We start from the raw sequence: 23,634 nt of genomic DNA on the forward strand, positions 1-23,634 counted from the left end.
TGAAAACAAAAATGCTGATCCGAGGATCAGCATTTTTTCTGGTTTTCAGGTGTGACGTATTTTTTTAACAGGTTAGCAAATTCCATCTGTACTAGTTCAGAATTTGGATTGAACACAGTTTCCTGATAAATCCGTTTCGATTCCGGTGCCTTCTGATCAGGAAATTCCTCAAAAGAAGTCCGATATTGCGTTTCAAACATATAGCTCAGACGGTTTTGATGGAAATAGGTAGTTCTGAAGTTATAAGCAGTTTCACCATAAATGCTAATCTTTAACTTACACATGCCAGCCAACTGATACAGGTCGGCATTATTTCCGGATGCTGACTGAAACTGCTCTTCATCCAGATGTTCGATATGCTGGATTTTCTTGCCTTCTGCCTCATGGCTATATTCATTTTTGCCATTAAACAGGCTGCGTTGTGGTCGTGGTGCCTCACCATTTAAAGCGGTGATGGAAGTGAGGAGGGTTTCGCTGGAAAACAGCAGAACCAGGTAGAGGATACCGACACCGGTGAGAATGCCGACTATAAAGCTGAGGAGAATCTTTTTCATTTTTATAATCTTCTTGTGGGGTGCCTAAGTATCAGTCTAAATCCAGCTTCTGAGATGTTCAATGCTGCAAAATAAAAAGCCCATAAAGGGCTTTTTTTGAAGAGATTTTTTACAGATCGGTCACGGCATAACTGGTGGCACCACCTGAGCTGGACTCTTGCTGCGGTGCTGTGCTTTGGGTTGCAGAAGAAGATTGGCTTAGAGGCTGTTGCTCAATCGGTGCTGGCTGCTCCGGACTGCCGAGCCAAACGTCTTTGGTTTTCTGAATTTTCTGGCCAGTTTGCTGTGCTGCTTGAGTTGCGGTCTGGTCTACTTTTTCAATGGTGGTTGCAGCGGTAGATTTGGTGCTGTTCCAGGCACGGTCAACTTTTGGTCTGACTTTCTCTACCCCTTTTTCAGCTGCCTGACCGACTTTTTCAGCGGTATTGATCACGCCTTCCTGAGCTTTATAAGCAAAGACATGCAGCAGGTTTGGATTATCGCCATACGGTTTGATTGGCTTGCCTGAGCCTTGCTGCTCGGTGCTTTCACTAGCTTGAACGTTTTGAATCACAATAGGTGCGCACAGCAACAATGCGGTGCCGAGGATCATGCTTTTTTTCATCATCATTTTTTTCATGGTCATAGGGTAGTCGACCTCATCATTCGCTGGTGGTCTTTAATTGCTGTATTTCAGTGTAATGGAAAGGGATGTAAAAACAATGGATTTTCTGTGCAATTCACTTAACTGAGCGCGTGCAAAAGGAAGCAAGTTGTTTTGGTTTTGAAGAAGAAAAATCAGTGAATTTTTGTGGGAAGAATTAAAGGGGGGAATGCCCTGTATTAGTATTCAATACAGGGCGGTGACGCTTAGTCACATTGTTCGATCGCTTCTTTGGCAAAGTGGTTGCGCAGTGCCAGGAAGTTCTTCTGCACGGTCTCGCTGTGCAGGTCAAATTTTTGTGCAGTACTGGTTTTGTCGCGCTGGAAGGTTGCTGAACCAGCGTCAATTAAAGTCAGACCTTTAAATGACCATTGTTCGATCACGCGGCCTTCTTCAAGCTGGCCTTTAAATTCGATGACGCATTTGTCCATGAATTTGGTCAGTTTTGCACTGTTATTGGCGGTTTCAGGATAAACGTCAATATTTTGAACTTCCTGTAATACCCCAAGTTCCAGTTGTGGAATGGTTGGCTGTGATGTACATGCTGTAAGTGCGATACCCGCAAGAGTCGTCATAATGAGAGTTTGAAATTTCATGTGCTTCTTTCTTGTAGAGTGTTGTTAAGGTGAGTATAGGCAATTCAGATGAAATTGCCTATGATCTAAAAACTAATTTTTAAACAATAATCTACCCTTATAGATATGAATCACCTACTAGACTTATTAGATCAAATAGAAAATTTAGAAGATCAGTTACGTGATCATATTAATCGGGGAGTTCTTCATTACCAATTATTAAATGATAAGCATAAGTGGTGGATGCTATGTAGTGCTTTAGATGTTTTGGGCGATACATCTATAGCCTTTAAAGATTATTTGCAAACGGAGTTCCCTAAAGAAACAGGGCTGAAATACATTTATTGCTATGGAATTTTGCAATGTTTCATTCTTCAACAAGATAGTTTGAAGCATCTATATGAAGTATTTGCAGTTCAGTGGGAAGTAACTAGTGAGTTGAAGCAAATTCGTAAAGTTAGGAATGCTTCGATAGGTCATACAGTTTTAAACAATGAAGGAGGAAGAAGCGAAAAGGATAGGAATGAATTTAATAATTTTATTTCCCGTATCACTATTAATAAATTTGGTTTTGATCTACTGAGATATTCAAAAAAGACGAAAGATACAGTTTATGAAGAAATTCATATTCATGAGTTGCTTACGAAGCAACTGGATGAAGTGATTGTTCTATTAAGACGACTAATAAAAGAAATCATTACTATGGAAAACGAAGAAAAAAAGAAATTTGAAAATGAAAAAATAGTTGATTTACTGCCAATTTCTTATTGGTTTGAAAAAATTCATAGCATTTATGATGAGCAAAATAAGTTATTTGCTTATACAGCTTTGGATCATATCCAAAAGCAATATTTAGAGTTGAAACAGTCTTTAGAAAATAGATTATTGCAGGGTGAAGACTGGTTTAATGAAATTAAAGAAAATCAATGTTAGATAATGATGAGCATACTGCACGTATATGTAATTTTTATCTTGATGAAAAGAATGATTATTTCAAAAGATTAATGGCGGAAATTGATGAAAAGTATGAAATAAGAAATGATCTCTAAAGCGGATTTTTTTAAATAATAAGTCTATGTGAAAAATACTCTATCTCAAAGCATGCTTGATCCGAGAGTAGAATCTAAATATAAAAACTAGAAAGAAAGATATGAAAAGTTTTACTCAGATTTTTGCAATATGTATGTTGCTTGTCTTACCCATCATTACGCATGCGGATGGGGTTATGCCATTAGGCCAACTATTCGTGATGAGATTCTTTATCTTGGTTGTGATTGCATTCCTAGCGCTGTTATTGGGTGGGGAGTTTGATGTTAAAGACGATAAAAATCAGGATAAAGACAAGTAAGAAATTATTTTCACCATAATAAAAAAAACCCGCTCTAAAGCGGGTTTTTTTATTGAATCAGAACTTAGTGTTGAAGCACTGAAATATCTGCAACTTTAGTGAACAGGTCACGCAACTGAGCAAGCAGACGTAAACGGTTTGCTTTCAGGTTAGCATCATCCGCCATTACCATGACACCGTCAAAGAACGCATCTACTGGCGCACGCAGGGCAGCCAATGCAGACAACGCCGCAGTGTAATCTTTAGAAGCAAATAGTGGCTCAACCACTGGTGTGATTTTTTGCAGTTCAGCGAACAATGCTTTCTCAGCATCTTCAACCAAGTTTGCTTCAACCACAGCACCTTCAGGTGCTGCTTCTTTGGCAAGGATGTTCGCAACACGCTTGTTCGCAGCAGCAAGCGCAGCAGCTTCAGGCAATGCACGGAAGTGATTTACCGCATTTACACGCTTGTCAAAATCAAGTGGAGATTTTGGTGACAACGCTTGAACAGCCTGGATCACATCAACATCAACGCCTTGGTCTTCGTATTTCGCACGGTAACGACCTTCCAGGAATGTAACTGCATCCGCCAGAGTCTTATCGTGGTCTTTCAATATGTCGCCATACGCAGCCAATGCCAACTTGATCAGGTCTTCAATAGATACATCCAGTTCATTTTCAGTCACCAGACGTAGGATACCAATGGCAGAACGACGCAGCGCAAACGGGTCTTTAGAACCTGTAGGTGCCTGCCCGATACCGAAAATACCAGTCAAGGTATCTAGACGGTCCGCAAGGGCAACGGTTGTACCTGTTTTAGTCTTAGGCAGAACATCACCTGCGAATTTAGGCAGGTACTGTTCACCCAACGCTTCAGCCACTTCGAGGTTTTCACCTTCAAGACGTGCGTAGTAAGTACCCGCGATACCTTGAAGTTCTGGGAATTCGCCCACCAGCTCAGAAGTTAAGTCGCATTTCGCAAGTAAAGCTGCTTTTTCAGCATCTTCCGCTTTGGCACCAGTAATCGGCGCCAGTGCGACAGCCAGTTTGGCAATACGTTGAGATTTGTCCCAAAGTGTACCCAGTTGTGCCTGGAATACCATATTGGCCAGTTTCTCTTTGCGAGAAGCCAGTGGCTGTTTCTGGTCTTGCAGGAAGAAGAACTCGGCATCAGACAGACGTGGACGAACCACTTTTTCATTACCTTCAATGATCTGGCTTGGGTCTTTAGACTCAATGTTCGAAACGGTAATGAAGTAAGGCTGTAATTTATTTTCAGCATTCACCAGACAGAAATATTTCTGGTTGTCCTGCATGGTGGTGATCAGGGCTTCTTGAGGAACCGCAAGGAAGCGTTCTTCGAAGCTTGCACGTAATGCTACAGGCCATTCCACCAGTGCAGTGACTTCGTCACGAAGATCCGCAGGAACGATGGCAATCGCATTCACTTCATCCGCCAGCGCTTTTACTTGCTGGTCGATGATGGCTTGACGCTCTTCAAAAGACGCTACCACTTTCGCAGCGCGTAGGGCATCCAGGTAAGCATCAGCATTTGCCAGGGTAATCGCTTCAGGAGCGTGGAAACGGTGACCATAAGTCACGTTGCCTGCTTTGTGATCCTGAATCGTTGCATCAATCACTTGATCATCTTTCAGCAAGACTACCCATTTTACTGGACGTACGAATTCGGTACGGCTTGCTGCAGAACGCATGCGTTTTGCGATTGGCAACTGATCCAGTGAATGTTGCAGGATTTGTGGCAGTAAAGCGTCCAGGCTTTGACCTTTGACATCTTTCAGGTAGCAAACTTTTTCAACTTTACCGGCCTGGAAAGTAGATATCTGATCAATGGTGATGCCTTGACCACGCATAAAGCCTTCAAGCGCTTTGGTTGGTTTGCCGTCGCTATCATAAGCGGCTTGCACAGCAGGGCCGTCAAAACGTTTTTGAGTGTCGGCTTGCGCACCATCTACATTCACGATTTTCAAAGCCAGACGACGTGGCGCTGCATAGGCTTCGATCGCATCGAAAGCCAGACCCGCATCTTTTAAGCCTTTTTCAGTTTCGGCTTTTAACGCGTCACGTAATTTTTTCAGGCTTTTTGGTGGAAGTTCTTCACAGCCAAGTTCAAATAAAACTGTATGTTTAGACATTATTTGTTCTCCGCTGATTTTTCTGCTTGAGCAGCTTCGGCTTCCACTTGAGCTTTAAGCTGGGCCAGGACTTCGTCACGTAGGTGTGGTTCTGCCATTGGGAAACCAAGTTTCGCGCGTGCAGCCACATAGCTTTGTGCAATTGAACGTGCCAGAGTACGGACACGCAGGATATAACGTTGACGTTCAGTCACAGAGATCGCGCCACGTGCATCCAGCAGGTTAAAGCTGTGTGATGCTTTGACTACCTGTTCGTATGCAGGCAATGGCAGTTCAGCTTCCATCAGGCGAGTTGCTTCTGATTCATAGAAGTCGAACAGTTCAAACAGTTTGTCGACTGGTGCATATTCGAAGTTATAAGTCGATTGTTCCACTTCGTTTTGATGGAACACATCGCCATAGGTCACTGTACCGAACTGGCCTTTGGTCCAAACCAGATCGTAAACCGAGTCTACGCCTTGCAGGTACATGGCCAGGCGTTCCAGACCATAAGTGATTTCACCGGTTACTGGGTAACATTCAACACCACCAACTTGCTGGAAGTAAGTGAACTGAGTCACTTCCATACCGTTCAGCCAGACTTCCCAGCCTAGACCCCAAGCACCCAGTGTTGGAGATTCCCAGTTATCTTCCACGAAACGGATGTCGTGAACGAGAGGATCAATCCCGATCGCTTTTAAAGAATCCAGATACAGCTGCTGGATGTTGTCCGGGTTTGGCTTCAGGACTACCTGGAACTGGTAGTAGTGTTGCAGACGGTTCGGGTTTTCACCATAACGGCCATCTTTAGGACGACGTGATGGCTGAACATAAGCGGCATTCCAGGTTTCTGGACCGAGCGCGCGAAGGAATGTTGCAGTGTGGAATGTCCCTGCACCCATTTCCATGTCGTAAGGTTGTAAAACGACGCAGCCTTGCTCCGCCCAGTAGTTTTGTAAGGCAAGAATTAAGCCTTGGAAGGTATCAATATGCGATATGGCGCGACTCATGGTCATCCACTTAAAATTAGAGAAAAATTGCGCTCAATTATAAGGATTTTAAGGGGGAGTGGCAAAGGTTAAACCGCTGTTCGGCAGTTTTTATCGAGAATAAGATAAATGCACGACAGTGGATGAATACAGTCATAAATTACATTGTGATTCTTTGAAAATGGGTCGGTCTCATGAAAATTTTTCATCTAATAAAAAGATTGCAATGAATAAGATAGAAAAAATGAATATTTTTTGCTCTTTATTTTGATTTAATTTCTTTAAATGAATTAAAAACTTACATTTTTATAAGCAAAAAAATGATTATTTAAAGATGTAAAATTAATACATCTTTAAGATGGAGAGTTTTATAATGCCGCGACTCCCCAAAACAACAATTCAGGCCAACCGTGTTTCATAGCTCTTCAGAATGGCTACTCAGCCTTAAGCCGAATTTTAAGATTCTTCCTGTCAAAGACCGACTCCTGTGTGGCCTTGGTGCACTGATTGGTCTGGCACTTTCGTCCCTGATCAGCTGGTGGGTGCTGGGTGATTTTCAAGCCTGGTATATTGCGCCGATGGGAGCTTCATCGGTACTGCTGTTTGCTGTACCTGCCAGTCCATTGGCACAGCCGTGGAATATGGTGGTCGGGAATACCATTGCCGCGATTGTCGGGGTGACTTGTACTTTGCTATTCCCAAGCTTAACACTGGCATTCAGTTTTGCCGTATCGATTGCGATTATCCTGATGCTGAGCACAGATTCGCTGCATCCACCAAGTGGTGCGGTAGCGATTACCGCAGTGCTGGGTGGCGATGCCGTGCATGAGCTGGGTTATGCCTTTGTGTTCTATCCGGTCTTGCTGAACTCGGTATTGTTGATGGTCGTGGCGATTGTGTTTAACCGGATGCTGGGGAAGGCCTATCCGCAGCAGATCCAGATCAATACCCGTTCCAAAGACCCGACACCAACCCAGAAAGTCACCATTCAGCCACAGGATATTCAGGCGGTGCTGGATCAGCAGACCCAGTTACTGGATATCAGTGAATATGACCTGCAAAAAATCATTCTGGAAGCGCAGAGCAAGGCCAGCGAACGTGCCGATAGCCCGTTCCTGTGTCAGGACATTATGAGTAAGGATGTGGTGAGCCTGCAGGAAACTGATGATATTCAGCATGCTCTAGCCAAATTCAGACAGATGAACCTGATGAGTCTGCCGGTGATCAATGCCGAGAAAAAACTGGTCGGCACGCTGGCCATGTATCAGGTGGTGGAATGGTTCCAGCGGGCCAGTGATATCCGTAGCGGCTGGGAATCTGAAGTGGGGCATATCATGAGCCGCAAGGTGGTAACAGTGCAGCCAAACCAGCCAATCAAGGATCTGGTGCCGTATTTTGTAGAACGCTCATTTAACTATATCCCGGTACTGAGTGAAGAGAGAGTCGTGGGCATTATCAGCCGTGCCGATATGATTGCTGCGCTGCATCAGGAGCTGAATGCATTTAAGTTGAGTGCCTGATCTGGACTGATTCCCAAAATAAAAAAGCACGCCGTGGCGTGCTTTTTTATGCGCTGAAGTTACAGGAAGAACCAGTAAATAAATAGTGAAACGATGAATACGCACATGATATTCAGCACGACACCCACCTTCATCATTTCAGACTGCCGGATATGACCGGAACCAAACACAATCGCATTTGGTGGTGTAGCCACAGGCAGCATGAAGGCACAGGAAGCACCAATACCAATCACGATCACCAGAATTTCCTTCGGCATCCCCATCTGGTCGGCAATGGCCGCGAAAACTGGTACCAGCAGGGCAGCAGAAGCCGTGTTACTGGTAAATTCGGTCAGGAAGATAATGAAGGCTGCCACGACAAAGATAATGAGCAGAGGGGAAGCATCACCAAAGGCATTGGCCAGGGTTTGACCCAGTACCAGCGAGCTGCCGGAATCTTTTAGAACCGCACTTAAGGTCAGACCACCACCAAACAGGAACAGCACGCCCCAGTCGGTATTGTCTGCCACCTGTTTCCAGGTGGCTGTACCTAGAATCACCACCATACAGGCGGCCAGAATCGCGATCCAGGTATCTGGCTGGCTGATGCCAAAGTTTTCAGTCAGCTTTTTACTGAAAATCCAGGCCAGTGCAGTACAGATAAACAGCACCATCGTCGCAATACGGGTGCGATTCCATGGAATGTCTTCAGTGACAAAATTTACTTTATGATTCAGCTTCGGACGTAGCACCAGATACAGGCTGACCAGCATGGCAGGCAGGATGATGAACATCATTGGCAAGCCGATTTTCATCCAGTCTGCGAAGGTATAGTCTAAAGCCTTGGCAGCAATCGCATTTGGCGGTGAACCCACGATAGTGCCCAGACCACCAATACTGGCGGAGTAGGCAATCCCCAGCAGAATAAAGACAAAGGTTTTGCGGTCTTTTTCTTCATCCAGATGGCTGAGTAAGCCCAGGGCTAGCGGTAACATCATGGCTGCGGTGGCGGTATTGGAAATCCACATCGACAGTGCAGCAGTCACAATGAAGATCGCCAGTACGGCAGCACCCAAGTGACCACCAGACATCGAGATAATCCACATGGCGATTTTTCGGTCCAGCTTCTGGATATGCAGTGCCGACGCAAGCGCAAAACCACCAAAGAACGGGAAGATGGTTGGGTCTGCAAAGGTGGTCAATGCAGCCTGTGTGGTGATCGGTACCAGTTCATCCCCTTTGGCCATGGGCATGGCCAGGATCACGGCCAGGATCGGCACAAGTAGGGCGGTAATGGTGATATGAATCGCTTCGGTTAGCCAAAGGATGCCAATGAAGCACAGCAGGGCCAGACCTTTATTGGCATTCTGGTCATAGGGCAAAATCTGGTACAGGCCAAAGGAGACAATGGCGGCGATAATAATCAGCACCCATCCTTTGACAAGCCCCTTGGGTATGGCATCGGTGGGAGTGGCGAGGTTTGGGCTTGTCATAAGCACCCTCCGTAGTGTTATCTAGCTAATTTTTATTAAGAATATATTGCTACTATATAGGCTTTTCAGTGCAGAGGAAGTAGATCACGGCAAAAATAAATTGTTCGAATGTTGTAATAGGCCGACGCTTTGCCAAAGGGTCTCCACGCCCAGCACCATCAGTAGACTGAGAATCAGGAGCTTGAAATGATGTTGGGACAGGCGATGCCGGATTTTGCTGCCGATCCAGACTCCGAACAGGGCAAAAATTGTAATGCCCAGTAGCAGGGACTGCTGTTGCGGGTTGATCTGAACCAGAATGGGAAATAGCAGCAATAACTGGATCAGTTTGCTGGCAATAAAGTTCAGGTTGCTGATAATCACAATATCGGTTTTGCTGAGCTGGCAGCTAAGCAGATACATCATCAGGAAGGGGGCCATGGCATTGGTGGCACCACCAATCACTCCGGCAAGCAGACCAAAACATAACATGCTGATCACATGGGGACTGGTTTTAAAGGATTTATCCCGTAGCTGATCCAGAACATAAAAAAGAATGACCAGACCCAGCAACAGTTTCAAATAGCCTTCATTCAGCCACAGCAGCAGTTGGACACCCAGCAAACTGCCCAGCAGACTGCTTAAAATCAGCGGCCAGTACAATTTCAGATAATGGCGAATGCTTTGCAGCAGGCTATGCTCTGAATCTGAATTCAGCATCAGCAAGTTGAGCATCAGGCAGGGCAGAATTACCAGTGTCACCGCCAGGTTTAAAGAATATTGTGTTGACAGTACTGCTGTGCTCAGCATTGGAAAGCCGAAACCGCTCAAGCCATGCAATAGCGCGGCAAGGGCACACAGGCACAACACAATCCATTCTGCTTGACTCATCCTGAATCCATTTTTTACTTGGTGTTTTATTTAACTTATCGATAAAACAGGCTTTTGGCAAAGCCTGAAGAAATAATTTAACAATCTGATAGGTTTCCCAAAAAACAGGCAAAAAAATGCTGTGGTCATTAGGGGAAATGCCACAGCAGAAAAGGGGTAAACGGACTAACTTTGATTAAGAATAAACTTCAATCAACTTCCTTTAAGAGTAACTTACAGCGGATCTTTGTTGATATCCCGGATTGGTCGCTGATACCCCATGGATTGATAGGGGGTATGTTCAACCATTTCCTGTTTTTTAGGGATCACCAGCCACAACACCAGATACACCAGAATCCCTGGAAAGGCCGCGCTCATAACGGATATCAGCACGAAAATCACGCGCAATAAATTTGCATTCCAACCAAAACGTTCAGCAATACCACCCATTACACCAGCAATCATGTTTGAGCGGTTAGAGCGATATAAACCAGTATTGGCCATCCAGGTCTCCTTAAAACTTGGGAAGAAAGAACAACAATGTTCTTAAATAAATATGGAGATTCATTCTGCTTTTTAAAGTGTCTGAATTCAGTTTATTGGTAAAGTTATGTAAAGGGCGATTAAGTATTTTTCCATAAATCATTAACATGAAGCCGAGGGGACTGGAATTCAATAATAACGTTATGTCCATCACTTTATAAAAACATCTGCAAGTATGTAATCTGGTTGAAATTAAATGAAATTTAAGCTTTTAAATGGAGTGAAAGTGCTGAGCTACGTGTCCAGTGCTGCGCTGCTCAGCATGCTGACCGTTGCCGGATGTGAAAAGCATTCCGGGAAGCCGATTAGCGATGCTGATCTGGCCTTGATTCCGAAAGAAGGTGTGCCGGTATCGATGGCCAATCAGGAGATGACATCTGAAAGTGCGGCAGCCAAAAAACTTACCGATATTGCCGGTCAAGCGACCATGCCTTTGCGGGATGATTCAACAGTTGGACCTGTGCCGGATTATGCCAAGGATTTTGTCGGGCGTTATTATACCGAAGTGTCCTGTAATGACGGTTTCTCTCCGTGTAGTGGTGGCAAGGCGATTTTTGTGCTGACTTTGGCTCAGGATGGCACCGTGTATCGCAGCATCCTGCAGCATGGCAAGGTGTTTACTTTCCAGAATAAGGTTGAAGCACCCAATTCAACCTATACCAAAGACCGTTGGGAAATGAACCCAAGCCTGAAGGAATTGAAGGTTTACCGCAAAGAAGGACTGGTGCTGTATTACGATGTCAAAGATGACACCACCTTGGTGATGAATATTGCGAAAACCCAGCAAGAAAACCAGCAGGAACTGATGGAAATGCATTACAAACTGCCACGAATTTCGTATCAGCTGACCAAAGATGTGAGGAATACTTTGCCTTAAAGGGTGAGATGGGAATATTGATAAAAATTAAAAAGCTAAAATAAGAATTATTAGAAAGTATAAAAAATATTTGTTTTAAATCAATCAAATAATCTTGGTGGGTTGTGTGGGGTTCGAACCCACGACCAATAGATTAAGAGTCTACTGCTCTACCAACTGAGCTAACAACCCTGAGTAAGGATTAGTGAACTTAAAGCAAAGCTTTAAAATTTCACCCGACCACAAGAAAAAATCTAAGACTTTTTCACAGTACATTCAAGTACTGTAGGTTTGCAATCGGTAAGCAAAATTTCGAGAATGGCAATACAAAACCGGGAATGGTTTGTTGTCTTGGTCGGAATATGCAGGTTTCGTTATCTTCGCAGACTGGAAGAAAGAAGCCCTAAGAAAGAATGGTGGGTCGTCCGCGACTCGAACGCGGGACCAACGGATTAAAAGTCCGCTGCTCTACCAACTGAGCTAACGACCCATTCGGATAATCAAAGTAGCTTTGATTGAAATTTCTAAAAAGAGTTTTTAGAAATGATGGTGGGCCGTCCGCGACTCGAACGCGGGACCAATGGATTAAAAGTCCACTGCTCTACCAACTGAGCTAACGGCCCATCAAGGGATATCAAATTTAATGGTGGGTCGTCCGCGACTCGAACGCGGGACCAACGGATTAAAAGTCCGCTGCTCTACCAACTGAGCTAACGACCCATATCATTTGATGGAGCGTATTGTAGCAAGATATGAAATCAGCGCAAGTAAAAAATAACAAAGTTGCCCATGTTTGATTATAAATACAACAATTTGAATTTATGTACACAAAAAATAGGCAACTTCAGCGTTTAGAAACGATATTGATAGGCCTGGATATTGGCAAAGATCTCAGGAGTTACATCGGTATAGGCATCGGTTCCTGGCAGCCAGACCAGCAGGCGCTCATCGGTTTTGCTTGGATCAAATGCTTGCTCTTTCAGTTTATTTTTCTGGTATTTAAAGGTACCAGTGGTCTCAACCTGTTTCTGTACCCGCAGGAATACCGGGACTGCATAAGCGGGCAGGCATTTCTTGAAACAGCTTAGCATTTCTTTCAGATCAGCCTCGTTCAACTGCGTATCTGGCTTCAAAGTAATCGCAGCCATACCGGCACGGCCATTGGTATTGGGAATTTCCACACCATAAACCACGGCTTCCACGATCTTGTCGTACTCGGTTAGCATGTTTTCCACTTCGGTTGTCGAAACATTCTCGCCTTTCCAGCGAAAAGTATCACCGAGACGATCGACAAACTGAGCGTGGCGGAAACCGATATCACGCACCAGGTCTCCGGTGTTGAAATAGGCATCGCCTTTGCAGAACACGTCTTTCATGATCACGGACTTGTTTTTTTCCGGGTCGGTATAGCCATCAAATGGTGAACGACGGGTAATTTTACCTATTAACAGACCAGTTTCGCCTTTTTTGACGCGTTTGCAGCGGCCTTTGGCATCACGGATTGGCTCGTTTTTATCCTTATCGAATTCAATGATCGCATACGGCGTTGGTGAGAAACCGACGGTGTTGTCAAAGTTGAATACATTACTGAAGCCAACGTTGCCTTCACTAGAAGCATACAGTTCCAGCACTTCTTCAATGCCAAAGCGTTCCTTGAACTTATCCCAGATATTTGGACGCATGCCATTCCCGATCATCTTTTTGACGCGGTGGCCTTTTTCCAGCTCAAATGGTGGCGCATCCATCAGGTAGCGGCATAGTTCACCAACATAGCCGATGGCAGAGGCATCGAATTTTTTCACGTCTTTCCAGAAGGAAGAAGTCGAGAATTTACGGCGAATGGCAAAAGTACCGGCACCGGCAATCACGCCACACCAGCACACCACCATACCAGTCGCGTGATAGAGCGGCAGGGTGCAGTACATCACGTCATCTGGTCCCAGATTCAGCACATGACCATAAGTCCCATAAGCCAGTGTCCAGCGGCTATTGGTGAAGATCACCGCTTTAGGCAGGCCTGTGGTACCTGAAGTATAGATATAGAACAGGCCATCCTTACCTTGCACAGTGTGGGTGGTCGATGGATTGAATTTCGGGAAGCTGTCAATCACTTCGGCCAGATTGACAAAACCTTCGGGTGCAGTGCCAACATCTTGTCGGGTCGGCTGATCTGCAAACCATTGGAAGCGGTCAGCGGCAATATTCAGGTCATTACGAATTTCTTCAACTGCATGACGGCATTCTTCACCAACAATCACAGCAATCGGTTTAACCAGATTAATGCTATGGGATAGTACTTTACCGACTTGAGAGGTGTTGAGCAGGGCAATGGTGACACCAAGTTTGGCCAGACCAATCACGCTGGCGACCATTTCCGGACGGTTCTCGACCATCACCGCAACCACATCACCTTTTTTTGCGCCGAGCGACAGGTAGTAATGCGCAATCTGGTTGGCCCAGCCATTCAGTTCTGAATAGCTAAAACGCTGGTCTTCAAAGTGCAGAGCAATCCCGTCCGGATTACGCTGCACCGCTTTTTCAAACGCCAGGCCCAGACCGGCAGGAGTATTCGGGGTACGTAAATAGGCCTGTTTCAGTCCATTTACCAGGTTCGGTACTTTTTTCAGGAAAGCAGGGATTTTGGCAGCGACATCAGCAATACCAATCAGATCATGTTGTGTGGTTTGGCTCATGGTAATCCTATTTCTTCTACGTATCCGATACGCGCAATAAATATGCAGTAACTGTCCATTGTATTTTTAATCGTTGATTCCAAGAGTAATCAACCTAATTTGACAGAATCTAGCAAAAAAAACCTAGCCACCGGAATGACTAGGTTTTTTTAGTTCACTGCAATTCGGCAAATTATGATTCAGTTGCAGTATTGGCTTTTTTCGGTGGACGACCACGTGGACGACGTGGGCGGGCAGGCGATTTCTCAGCTTTCGCTGGTGCTGCTTCCACTGTTTCAGCCTTTGGCTTAGCTGTTTCAGCTGCATTTTCTTCTGCAACTGGCGCTGCTTCTGCTGTTGATTGCTCAGCTTCCGCAGTTGCTGGTTCAGCCTGTTCAGCCAATTCTAGCTGTGCAGGAGCTTCAGCTACCTGTTCAGTCTTCAGCGCCTCTACAGTTTCAGCAGGCTCTGCTGCAACTGCTTGAGCTTCTGCAGCCGGTTCAGCTAGCGGCTGTTCAGCTTGTGCTTCAGCTTTTTCTTCAGTTTGTTGAGCTGCCTGTTTAGCCTGCTCAAGTGCTTGTTCTGCAGCAAGTTTTGCCAGACGACGACGTTCACGTGGATCATTCGCTACACGTTTGGTTGCTACAGGTTTAGGTGGAGTCAGATCCAGTACCGGAGCTGGCTCTGGTTCAGGCTGAGCTTTCGCTACTTCTACATCACGCGTTACGGGTTTCTTCTCAACAACTGCTTGAGCCGCAAGGCTTTCGTTGTACTGTTGAGTGAACTTGTCCAGTGCACGGTTGAAGGTTGCCATCAGGCCGAACTGTTCGATCAGCACTGAGCAGTCTTCACCGTAAACATGACGGATCAGCGTGCCGACAGTGTATTGACCAAGGGTTGGTACCTGACTTGGACGCACTTGTTCAACCTGAGCCTGCTGACCTTGTGCGGCACGACGGTCACGACGACGTTGACGTGGGTCATTGCTGGCACGGGTTTTTTCCGCAGCTTTCGGCGCTGCCTGTTCAAGTGCAGCCGCTGGAGCAGGTGGTTCAGTCAGTTCAACCGCTTCAGTTTTCTGTTCCAGTTCTGCTGCCATGGTAGCTACCGCTGGCGCCTTTTCAGGTGCAGTTTCAGCTGGAGCAGCAACCACAGGTGCAGTACCGTTCAGTGCCACGATTTCGCTTTGACCCTGGTCAATGTTCACGACCATCGCAGTTGCAGTTACTTCCTGACGCGGTGCATCAACAAGTTCGACACGCACTTGCTGTTCATTCACGACCGGAGCTTCAACCACTGGCGCTGGCGCAGCAGCTTGCTCGTTCAGCACGCTTTGATCGCGGTGGCGATTTGGACGTTCTGGACGTGGCTGGTTACGGCGGTCACGACGTGGCACATTTTGCTGTTGCTCATTGCCCTGATTATCACCTTGTTGTGCAGACTCGTTATGGTGCTGACGGCGAGAACCACGTTGTTTATTTTCACGTGCTTCCTGGCGTTGTTCCTGGCGAGACAACTGAACCACTTCTTCATGCACCTGATGTTGTGCATTGTCGTGCTGCTGAGAATCACGTGGCTCTTTGTGCTTGTTACGCTGTTTCTTGTTGCGTTGTGATTTCTCATGTTCAGCTTTTTCAGTCTGATCGCGTTCAGGTTTGTGGACTACAGTCGATGGTGCCAGATAAGCATTGCTAGCCGCTGCAGGTGCGACTGCTGGAGCTGCCTGGACTGGCGCTGCTGCTGTAGGTGCAGCAACCTGACCGAACTGACCACGACTTACTGCGCCGCTGTTGACCATCTGTTCAATCGCTGCTGCGGCATTGTTTGCAGTACGGGATTGATCAATTGTGGTTGCCTGTTTTTGTACAAACAGGTTTTCTAGCCATGCACATGGGCTGGCAGTTGGAGCAGTAGCAGCTTGTGCAGGTGCTGGTTGTGCTGCAGCAGGTGCCTGCTGTGCATTCTGGTTATTGCGGCGTTTGTTGTTTTTGCCGTTTTGCGGTTGTGCTGGAGCCGATGCAATAGCAAGTGCGTGCTGTTCTTCTTCCAGATGCCATTCAGAAGCTTCGTAGCCCAACTCTTTTTCGCTTGAACGGGTTGCTTCAGTGCGTTCATAACTGGTTGGTGCAAAGCCTTCTGGGTTATAAGAAATCTCGTAATGTGGAGTTTCTAAGTGAGGGTGAGGCAGTACAGTCACACGAACATTGGAAGTCTGTTCCAGATATACTAGGCTGTGACGTTTTTCATTGAGCAGGAATGCCGCGATTTCTACTGGTACTTCAACCTGAACTTCACCATGACGTTCACGCAGGGCAATTTCTTCCACTTTACGCATGATTGAAAGGGATAGAGAACGCAGGTCACGAACCATACCGGTACCATGACAACGTGGGCAAACATAGCCAGTTGCTTCTTCAAGTGAAGGACGCAGACGTTGACGGCTCATTTCCATCAGGCCGAAACGTGACAGCTGGCCGAACTGGATCCGTGCACGGTCGCTTTGCGTTGCTTCACGCAGTTTCGCTTCTACCATACGCTGGTTGCGGTCTTTGGTCATGTCGATAAAGTCGATCACCACCAAGCCACCGATATCACGTAAACGTAACTGGCGTGCAATTTCTTCTGCAGCTTCAAGGTTGGTGTTCAGCGCGGTGTCTTCAACGTCCTGACCACGGGTTGATTTTGCTGAGTTGATGTCGATTGAAACCAATGCTTCAGTCTGGTCAATCACGATCGAACCGCCAGAAGGCAGTTTTACTTCACGTTCATAAGCAGTTTGAATCTGGCTTTCGATACCAAAGTGAGCGAATAAAGGCTCATTTAAAGTATAGGTTTTCAGCTTGTCTAACTGGCGTGGCATGACCGCTTTTACGAAGTTATAGGCTTCGTTGTAAGCTTGTTCAGAGTCAATCAGGATTTCAGCAACATCATCACGTAAATAGTCACGGATGGCACGAGTCACCACACCTGCTTCCTGATGTACCAGCATTGGTGATGGACCAGAGTTAGCCGTGCTTTGGATTTGCGCCCAAAGGTCTAGCAGATGTTGCAAGTCAAGTTGCAATTCTTCTTGCGTACGGCCAATACCTGCAGTACGTACGATCACGCTCATACCACGTGGTACGTTTAAAGACGCCAGCATTTCTTTCAGTTCTTCACGCACTGAACCGGAAATCTGACGGCTGATACCACCACCTTTCGGGTTGTTTGGCATCAAGACCAGATAACGACCAGCAAGTGAGATGAAAGTAGAAAGAGCAGCACCTTTGTTGCCACGTTCTTCTTTTTCAACCTGAACCAGAAGTTCTGTGCCTTCAGTAATCAGTTCACGGATATTTGAAGTCTGGCGAGGATCTGCCTTGAAATAAGAGCTTGCGATTTCTCGCATTGAAAGGAAGCCTTGGCGGCCTGCACCGTATTCAACGAATACTGCTTCCAAAGAAGGTTCTACGCGAGTGACGTGACCTTTATAGATATTCGATTTTTTTTGTTCACGGGTACGATTTTCTAAATCGAAATCGTAAAGACGCTGACCAGTGACAAGTGCAACGCGAATTTCTTCGGCATGTGTTGCATTAATCAACATACGTTTCATGGGTGTAACACCTTATAGTGATACACACCAAAAAATCGCTATTCACGTAGCGAACATCAAACATCACGGATCAATGGCTCAGATCGCAAATGTTTTGGCATCGTGGTCTGAGTCTTTTATTCCCGGCGTCTATTTTGATATAGATCAGCTTCGGTTTTTTGATTCACGTATTGATGATGGCAATACGGCTTCAATCTTTAAACGATTAAAGTCACCTGAACGCTTCACTGGCGGACGAGCGGTGCATTGGATGTGAGTAACTTTCACTGTCACATTGCTCGAAGAGCATCTCTTCTTTGTAGATAGAGTGTCTTGATACGGAATTATCGTCGTATCTTTACAAACTGTGCAGATCCAATGCATCAGACGCTGTAGCCTGAAGTCGTTTTCCAGGGTGCGACTAATCTGATGTGTATCAGTTTACGTTTAAAAGCCAACAAAGTTGGCAGCATATTTTTTCCGGCAAACTGATTTATGTACCCGAGGTACAATTAAACGCAACAGTTTGCTTTTTTGCCGATATAATAAGCCTTCGGCGTCGGCATAATTCTTTTGGGACCTTCCCGTATTATGTGAGGCTTTAATTGAATGATCATGCACAGAATTAGACCTGGCAGTCACTCACTTTCACTCACAAACGATGGTTTCCGTGCGCTGACTATATCAAACCTTGCATCATCTGCCTATGGGCTAAGCTTATGTTTCTTGTGTAAAGCATAGCCTAAGTGATCAATATTTAATCAATTTCAATCAATTTTTAGGTCATAGTAACTGTATGAATTCTACGCAACAATGGCAAAACGTCACGTGGTTTGAGGTGGATGAACACCAAGACGGACAGCGAATCGATAATTTCCTGTTTAGTCGTCTGAAAGGTGTACCCAAAAGCCGCATCTATCGTTTGATCCGTGAAGGCCAGGTTCGCGTCAATAAAAAACGGATTAAGGCAGAAACCAAACTGAATATTGGTGACCAGATTCGTGTCGCCCCCATCCGTTATGAACAAAAAGATGAGTCTGCTGCGCCAGTGTCTGACAAAGTTGCGCAAGGTCTTTTAGCCCGAGTGGTATATGAAGATGAAGGTCTGATGGTGGTGAACAAGCCATCCGGTATTGCTGTACATGGTGGTAGCGGTGTGGCTTATGGTCTGATCGAAGGCTTGCGTGCCGCGACTGGTAAAAAATATCTGGAATTAATTCACCGCATTGACCGTGACACTTCCGGTCTGGTAATGATCTCGAAAAAGCGCAGCACCTTGAAAACGCTGCAGGATATGTTGCGTGAACACAAAATCCGTAAAACTTATGCTGCCATTGTCAAAGGGCAGGTAACGCTGGACAAGCAACTGATTGATGCACCTTTACACCGTTATGAACTGTCCAATGGTGAACGTCGTGTGCGTGTCTCTAAAGAAGGGAAAGAGTCGAAAACCCAGTGGAACGTGGCAGAGCGTTTTATGCATGCGACACTGGTGTATGCCTCTCCGCTGTCTGGTCGTACCCATCAGATTCGTGTGCATGGACTCAGTATTGGTCATCCACTGGTTGGGGACGAGAAATACGGTCACCAGACTGAATACAATGGTCCAAAGCCACGTCGTTTGTGCCTGCATGCGATGCGTCTGGAAATTCCGGGTTATCCGGTGATTGAAGCGCCATTGCCGGAAGATATGCAGAGTCTGGTAGCGCAGTTAAGAGCGCAGAAGCCGGATTAATCTTTCTTCATAAGATTATCTCCATCTTCTAAGGATATTGAAGGCGACAGGGATGTCGCCGTTACGCTGTGGTATAGGGATGTACCATCAGCGTAACAAAGGATTTTTTGCTACTTTTCATCCTTGAAAAGTAGGTAATACCTACGCGAAAACAGTTGATCATTGAAGCTAATGATGGTTATGAATTAATTTAACCTCTCCCTAACCATCTCCTAGAAGGAGAGGGGCGGTTGCGATAGCTTATTTCATGTTTTGAATTTTCCCGCAAGAAGTAATGAAGCTTTTCTTACTGACTTAAATATAGGAACCTTATATGAATTCACCTGTAAAACTGGTCATTTTTGATTGGGATGGCACTTTATTTGATTCAGTGGGTCAGATCGTGTCAAGTTTACAGTTTGCCGCGCAGCAGTTTCAGCAACCTTTAACTGATGCAGATGCGAAAAGCATTATTGGCCTTGGTTTACCAGAAGTAGCACAGCGACTGTTTCCCGACGTGCCAGAATTACATGCCGATATTTTGCAGGCCTATTCAGAACATTATGTGGCGAACTCAGTCAATGATGCCTGGTTTGAGGGCGTAGCTGAGATGCTGTATAGCTTAAAAGGTGGAGGCATCAAACTAGCAGTGGCAACCGGTAAAAGCCGTAAAGGATTGGATCGAGTACTTAATCAGACCAAAAGTATGGATCTGTTTCATGTGACTCGTGCTGCCAGTGAAACTCATTCCAAACCACACCCGCTGATGCTGGAAGAAATTCTGACTGAAACTGGAGTGCAGGCGCATGAAGCGATTATGGTCGGTGATACTTCTTATGACCTGGAAATGGCCATGAATATTGCCATGCCGAGTGTTGGCGTGGCTTATGGTGTGCATACACCAGAAACTTTAGCGCAGTTTAATCCGCTGTCGATTGTCAACGATGTCAGCAGTTTGCATGAGTTTTTATTGGCTAAAGTCCAATGGAAGGAAGCGATTTAATCTGGTATTCTGCTTTTCATTAAGAAACAGGTATTCTAGTAACCGGGAATGCCTGTAACTGGGTTAAATTCGTGCTTTTAGTCTCATCTTTTAGTCTAATGCTGCAAACTTGACCAAATTAAACCAAGAATATTGTTGATGATTTCACTCGGAATTTTTCTAGAGAAAATAAATAAATCACTGTTTTTATTAAATTAATATAATAAATATTTATAGTTAATAGCTATAGCAAAAAATAAAATAACTATTGGCATTCGTTTCCTAATTTTCCCATTCTTAGACTGTTTATTTTTATGCTCTTTTCAGGATAGGTCTATTTCCCAAATTGCAGATGCTCGTATCGCGGTTTGTTGAGGTCTATTTCTGGATTTCAGCATAAGCCTCATTTTTGCAGTTTAAGGAAACATTGATGTCGAATTCTGCTGTTGTTGAATCAGTTGCACAAGCATTACGTAGCGCTGAATTATCAAAAACTGCGATCGCACCGATCCGTCCACAACTTGGTGGTGAAAGTGCTGACGTGGATATCGCATACGCCGTTCAGGAAGTAAATACAGAGCGTGCATTGTCTGAAGGTCGCCGTTTGGTCGGTCGTAAAATCGGTTTGACATCTAAAGTTGTTCAAGCGCAACTCGGTGTAGACCAACCTGACTTCGGTATGTTATTTGCCGATATGGCCTATGGTGATGGTGAAGCGATTCCTGCAGGTCTATTGATTCAACCGAAAGTTGAAGCAGAAATTGCATTGGTGATCAAAGAAGACTTAACCAAAGCAAAACACACGTATGCAGACATTATCAGTGCAACTGATTATGCATTGCCTGCGGTAGAAGTGGTCGATAGCCGTATCGAAAACTGGAAAATCAGCTTGATCGATACTGTGGCTGATAATGCATCTTCTGCTGCATTCGTTCTGGGCTCTAAGCCTGTCAAACTGAAAAACCTTGATCTTGTGAACTGCAAGATGGTCATGACACGTGGCGACGAAGTGGTTTCTCAAGGCGTGGGTAAAGCATGTCTGGCAAACCCATTAAACGCTGCTGTGTGGCTGGCAGACGAAATGGTACGTCGTGGCCGTCCATTGCTGAAAGGCGACATCATCCTGACTGGTGCTTTGGGTCCAATGGTTGTCGCACAACCAGGCGACGAATTTAAAGTTGAAATTGAAGGCTTCGGTTCTGTAACAGCTGCTTTTGCTGCTGAATAAGGGAATATAAGAGAGTACATTCATGAAAAAGATTAAATGTGCATTGATCGGTCCAGGTAACATTGGTACTGACTTGCTTTATAAACTGCAACGTAGCGAATGGTTAGAACCAGTATGGATGGTGGGTATTGACCCAACTTCTGAAGGTCTGGCGCGTGCAGCGAAAATGGGCCTAAAAACCACTGCTGAAGGTGTAGATGGTCTGCTTCCTCACGTAGTTGAAGATGACATCAAAATCGCATTTGATGCAACTTCCGCTTATGTACACGCTGAAAACAGCCGTAAGCTGAACGAGCTTGGCGTGTTAATGATCGACTTGACTCCAGCTGCAATCGGTCCTTACTGCGTACCGCCAGTGAACCTTGAAGCATTGCTTGAACAAGGCGAAGTGCCAAACGTAAACATGGTGACTTGTGGTGGTCAGGCAACAATTCCTATGGTTGCAGCAATTTCTCGCGTTCAGCCTGTGAACTATGGCGAAATCATCGCGACTGTATCGACTAAGTCTGTAGGTCCAGGTACGCGTAAAAATATCGATGAATTCACTCGTACAACTGCAGGTGCGATTGAGAAAGTCGGCGGTGCGAAACAAGGTAAAGCGATCATCATCATTAACCCGGCTGAGCCACCACTGATGATGCGTGACACTGTTCACTGTCTAGTAGAAGGTGAGCCAGATCAGGCAGCGATCACTGAATCTGTATACGCGATGATCAAAGAAGTTCAAAAATACGTACCAGGTTACAAGCTGGTCAATGGTCCAGTATTTGATGGCAACCGCGTATCGATCTTCCTTGAAGTTGAAGGTCTGGGTGACTTCCTGCCGAAATATGCAGGTAACCTCGACATTATGACTGCAGCAGCTGCACGTACCGCAGAAATGTTTGCAGAACGTGTTTTAAATGCAGTTGAAGCTTAAGGAGCACCTTCATGTCTAAGATTATTATTAATGATATGACTTTACGTGATGGTATGCATCCAATGCGCCATCAAACTACACCTGAGCAAATGGTTGCAATCGCAACTGCTTTGGATGATGCCGGTGTGCCTTTAATTGAGGTCACTCACGGTGACGGTCTTGGCGGTAACTCTGTGAACTATGGTTTCGCAGCAGCGACTGACGAAGAATATTTAAAAGCGGTGATTCCAAACCTTAAACAAGCCAAAGTGTCTGCACTTTTACTTCCTGGTATTGGTACTGTTGATCACCTGAAAATGGCACATGATGTAGGTGTAGCAACCATCCGTGTTGCGACTCACTCTACTGAAGCGGATGTTTCTGAACAACATATTACTGCTGCTCGTAAACTGGGTATGGACACTGTGGGCTTTCTGATGATGGCGCACATGGCTTCTCCAGAAAAACTGCTTGAAGAAGCACAAAAAATGGTGTCTTACGGCGCTAACTGTATCTATGTGACTGACTCTGCAGGTTATATGCTGCCTCAAGACGTAACTGACCGTGTTGGTATCTTGCGTGGCAACCTAGGTTCAGACATCGAAATCGGTTTCCACGGTCACCATAACTTAGGTATGGGTGTTGCCAACTCTGTTGCTGCAGTTCAAGCCGGTGCAACACGTGTTGACTTGGCATCTGCTGGCCTGGGGGCTGGTGCAGGTAACACTCCACTTGAGTTGTTTGTGGCAGTTGCAAACCGTATGCAAATCGAAACTGGCGTGGACCTGTTCAAAGTTCAAGACGTTGCAGAAGATCTGATCATCCCAATGATGACTCACCAGATCCGTGCGGACCGTGATGCAGCAACTTTAGGTTATGCTGGTGTTTACTCTTCATTCCTGCTATTTGCTAAACGTGCTGAAGCAAAATATGGCGTATCTGCTCGTGAAATTCTGCTTGAGCTTGGTCGTCGTGGCACCGTTGGTGGTCAGGAAGATATGATTGAAGACTTGGCACTAACTATGGCAAAAGCTAAAGAGCTGCAAGCTTAATAGTTAAAAGCTAAGTTTAAAAAAGCGTCCGAAAGGGTAATGCCAGTCAGTT

At 45.5% G+C, this 23,634-nt stretch carries 21 protein-coding genes and 4 tRNA genes; 11 read left to right on the forward strand and 14 right to left on the reverse strand.

Features of this window, described 5'->3' with window-relative positions:
• Positions 1-26: 26 nt before the first annotated feature.
• From GW12_RS12215 to GW12_RS12225, 3 genes are all read right to left on the reverse strand, one after another.
• Positions 27-554 carry a hypothetical protein gene (locus GW12_RS12215; RefSeq protein WP_034587894.1) on the reverse strand — a complete coding sequence of 176 codons (528 nt, stop codon included), beginning with the start codon at positions 552-554 and terminating at the stop codon, positions 27-29.
• A 109-nt stretch (positions 555-663) separates the two neighbouring features.
• Positions 664-1,164, reverse strand: a complete 501-nt coding sequence (locus tag GW12_RS12220; RefSeq protein WP_034587935.1) for a hypothetical protein — start codon at positions 1,162-1,164, stop codon at positions 664-666.
• A 239-nt stretch (positions 1,165-1,403) separates the two neighbouring features.
• Positions 1,404-1,793 carry a hypothetical protein gene (locus GW12_RS12225; RefSeq protein WP_034587898.1) on the reverse strand — a complete coding sequence of 130 codons (390 nt, stop codon included), beginning with the start codon at positions 1,791-1,793 and terminating at the stop codon, positions 1,404-1,406.
• A 105-nt stretch (positions 1,794-1,898) separates the two neighbouring features.
• Here GW12_RS12225 and GW12_RS12230 point away from each other — a divergent pair, with 105 nt between their 5' ends.
• From GW12_RS12230 to GW12_RS15780, 3 genes are all read left to right on the forward strand, one after another.
• Positions 1,899-2,705, forward strand: coding sequence for a hypothetical protein (locus tag GW12_RS12230; RefSeq protein WP_034587899.1), 807 nt, complete (start codon positions 1,899-1,901; stop codon positions 2,703-2,705).
• A complete protein-coding gene (locus tag GW12_RS16130) occupies positions 2,699-2,821 on the forward strand; it encodes a hypothetical protein (protein WP_264673531.1) in 123 nt (40 codons plus the stop codon). The genes GW12_RS12230 and GW12_RS16130 overlap by 7 nt, the downstream gene beginning before the upstream one ends.
• Before the next feature lie 101 nt (positions 2,822-2,922).
• Positions 2,923-3,120: a hypothetical protein gene (locus tag GW12_RS15780; protein WP_034587900.1), complete on the forward strand. Its 198-nt coding sequence runs from the start codon at positions 2,923-2,925 to the stop codon at positions 3,118-3,120.
• 64 nt (positions 3,121-3,184) lie between these two features.
• Here GW12_RS15780 and glyS read toward each other — a convergent pair whose 3' ends face one another.
• Both glyS and glyQ read right to left on the reverse strand, forming a co-directional pair.
• Positions 3,185-5,254, reverse strand: a complete 2,070-nt coding sequence (gene glyS / locus GW12_RS12240) for a glycine--tRNA ligase subunit beta (protein ID WP_034587905.1) — start codon at positions 5,252-5,254, stop codon at positions 3,185-3,187.
• Complete coding sequence (gene glyQ, locus GW12_RS12245) at positions 5,254-6,243, reverse strand: glycine--tRNA ligase subunit alpha (protein ID WP_034587908.1); 990 nt, start codon at positions 6,241-6,243, stop codon at positions 5,254-5,256. Before glyQ ends, glyS begins: the two co-directional genes overlap by 1 nt.
• A 389-nt stretch (positions 6,244-6,632) precedes the next feature.
• Between glyQ and GW12_RS12250 the strand changes: the two genes are divergently transcribed.
• On the forward strand, positions 6,633-7,742 hold the full coding sequence (locus GW12_RS12250; protein ID WP_034587909.1) for an HPP family protein: 1,110 nt from the start codon (positions 6,633-6,635) through the stop codon (positions 7,740-7,742).
• A 59-nt stretch (positions 7,743-7,801) separates the two neighbouring features.
• Here GW12_RS12250 and GW12_RS12255 read toward each other — a convergent pair whose 3' ends face one another.
• The 3 genes from GW12_RS12255 to GW12_RS12265 form a co-directional block, all read right to left on the reverse strand.
• On the reverse strand, positions 7,802-9,214 hold the full coding sequence (locus GW12_RS12255) for a DASS family sodium-coupled anion symporter (protein WP_034587910.1): 1,413 nt from the start codon (positions 9,212-9,214) through the stop codon (positions 7,802-7,804).
• Between the two features lie 84 nt (positions 9,215-9,298).
• Positions 9,299-10,084 carry a TSUP family transporter gene (locus GW12_RS12260; RefSeq protein ID WP_034587911.1) on the reverse strand — a complete coding sequence of 262 codons (786 nt, stop codon included), beginning with the start codon at positions 10,082-10,084 and terminating at the stop codon, positions 9,299-9,301.
• A gap of 213 nt (positions 10,085-10,297) precedes the next feature.
• Positions 10,298-10,567 (reverse strand): PspC domain-containing protein, encoded by a 270-nt coding sequence (locus tag GW12_RS12265; protein WP_034587912.1) that lies wholly within the window; start codon positions 10,565-10,567, stop codon positions 10,298-10,300.
• Between the two features lie 235 nt (positions 10,568-10,802).
• Between GW12_RS12265 and GW12_RS12270 the strand changes: the two genes are divergently transcribed.
• Positions 10,803-11,483, forward strand: coding sequence for a hypothetical protein (locus GW12_RS12270; RefSeq protein ID WP_034587914.1), 681 nt, complete (start codon positions 10,803-10,805; stop codon positions 11,481-11,483).
• Positions 11,484-11,578: 95 nt separating this feature from the next.
• On the opposite strand, the gene GW12_RS12275 is transcribed toward GW12_RS12270, so the two are convergent.
• The 6 genes from GW12_RS12275 to GW12_RS12300 form a co-directional block, all read right to left on the reverse strand.
• Positions 11,579-11,654 (reverse strand) — tRNA-Lys (locus GW12_RS12275).
• Between the two features lie 222 nt (positions 11,655-11,876).
• Positions 11,877-11,952: transfer RNA gene (locus GW12_RS12280), tRNA-Lys, on the reverse strand.
• Positions 11,953-12,009: 57 nt separating this feature from the next.
• A tRNA-Lys gene (locus tag GW12_RS12285) sits at positions 12,010-12,085 on the reverse strand.
• Positions 12,086-12,106: 21 nt separating this feature from the next.
• Positions 12,107-12,182: transfer RNA gene (locus tag GW12_RS12290), tRNA-Lys, on the reverse strand.
• 131 nt (positions 12,183-12,313) lie between these two features.
• Positions 12,314-14,155: a long-chain-acyl-CoA synthetase gene (locus tag GW12_RS12295; RefSeq protein ID WP_034587916.1), complete on the reverse strand. Its 1,842-nt coding sequence runs from the start codon at positions 14,153-14,155 to the stop codon at positions 12,314-12,316.
• 172 nt (positions 14,156-14,327) lie between these two features.
• Positions 14,328-17,729 (reverse strand): Rne/Rng family ribonuclease, encoded by a 3,402-nt coding sequence (locus GW12_RS12300; protein ID WP_034587917.1) that lies wholly within the window; start codon positions 17,727-17,729, stop codon positions 14,328-14,330.
• A gap of 73 nt (positions 17,730-17,802) precedes the next feature.
• Here GW12_RS12300 and GW12_RS15785 point away from each other — a divergent pair, with 73 nt between their 5' ends.
• The 6 genes from GW12_RS15785 to dmpG all read left to right on the forward strand — a co-directional run bounded on the left by GW12_RS15785 (position 17,803) and on the right by dmpG (position 23,582).
• Positions 17,803-17,985: a hypothetical protein gene (locus GW12_RS15785; RefSeq protein WP_161788392.1), complete on the forward strand. Its 183-nt coding sequence runs from the start codon at positions 17,803-17,805 to the stop codon at positions 17,983-17,985.
• A 519-nt stretch (positions 17,986-18,504) separates the two neighbouring features.
• The gene (locus tag GW12_RS12310) at positions 18,505-19,443 is read left to right on the forward strand and encodes an RluA family pseudouridine synthase (RefSeq protein WP_034587919.1); all 939 of its coding nucleotides are present in this window, start codon (positions 18,505-18,507) and stop codon (positions 19,441-19,443) included.
• Between the two features lie 313 nt (positions 19,444-19,756).
• A complete protein-coding gene (locus tag GW12_RS12315) occupies positions 19,757-20,425 on the forward strand; it encodes an HAD-IA family hydrolase (RefSeq protein ID WP_034587921.1) in 669 nt (222 codons plus the stop codon).
• 409 nt (positions 20,426-20,834) lie between these two features.
• Positions 20,835-21,632 carry a 2-keto-4-pentenoate hydratase gene (locus tag GW12_RS12320; protein ID WP_034587924.1) on the forward strand — a complete coding sequence of 266 codons (798 nt, stop codon included), beginning with the start codon at positions 20,835-20,837 and terminating at the stop codon, positions 21,630-21,632.
• A 22-nt stretch (positions 21,633-21,654) separates the two neighbouring features.
• Positions 21,655-22,551: an acetaldehyde dehydrogenase (acetylating) gene (locus tag GW12_RS12325; RefSeq protein WP_034587926.1), complete on the forward strand. Its 897-nt coding sequence runs from the start codon at positions 21,655-21,657 to the stop codon at positions 22,549-22,551.
• Positions 22,552-22,562: 11 nt separating this feature from the next.
• Complete coding sequence (dmpG, locus tag GW12_RS12330; RefSeq protein ID WP_034587928.1) at positions 22,563-23,582, forward strand: 4-hydroxy-2-oxovalerate aldolase; 1,020 nt, start codon at positions 22,563-22,565, stop codon at positions 23,580-23,582.
• Positions 23,583-23,634: the final 52 nt, after the last annotated feature.

It is taken from the genome of Acinetobacter sp. HR7 (genome assembly GCF_000773685.1).
In the GTDB taxonomy this organism is placed as follows: domain Bacteria; phylum Pseudomonadota; class Gammaproteobacteria; order Pseudomonadales; family Moraxellaceae; genus Acinetobacter; species Acinetobacter thermotolerans.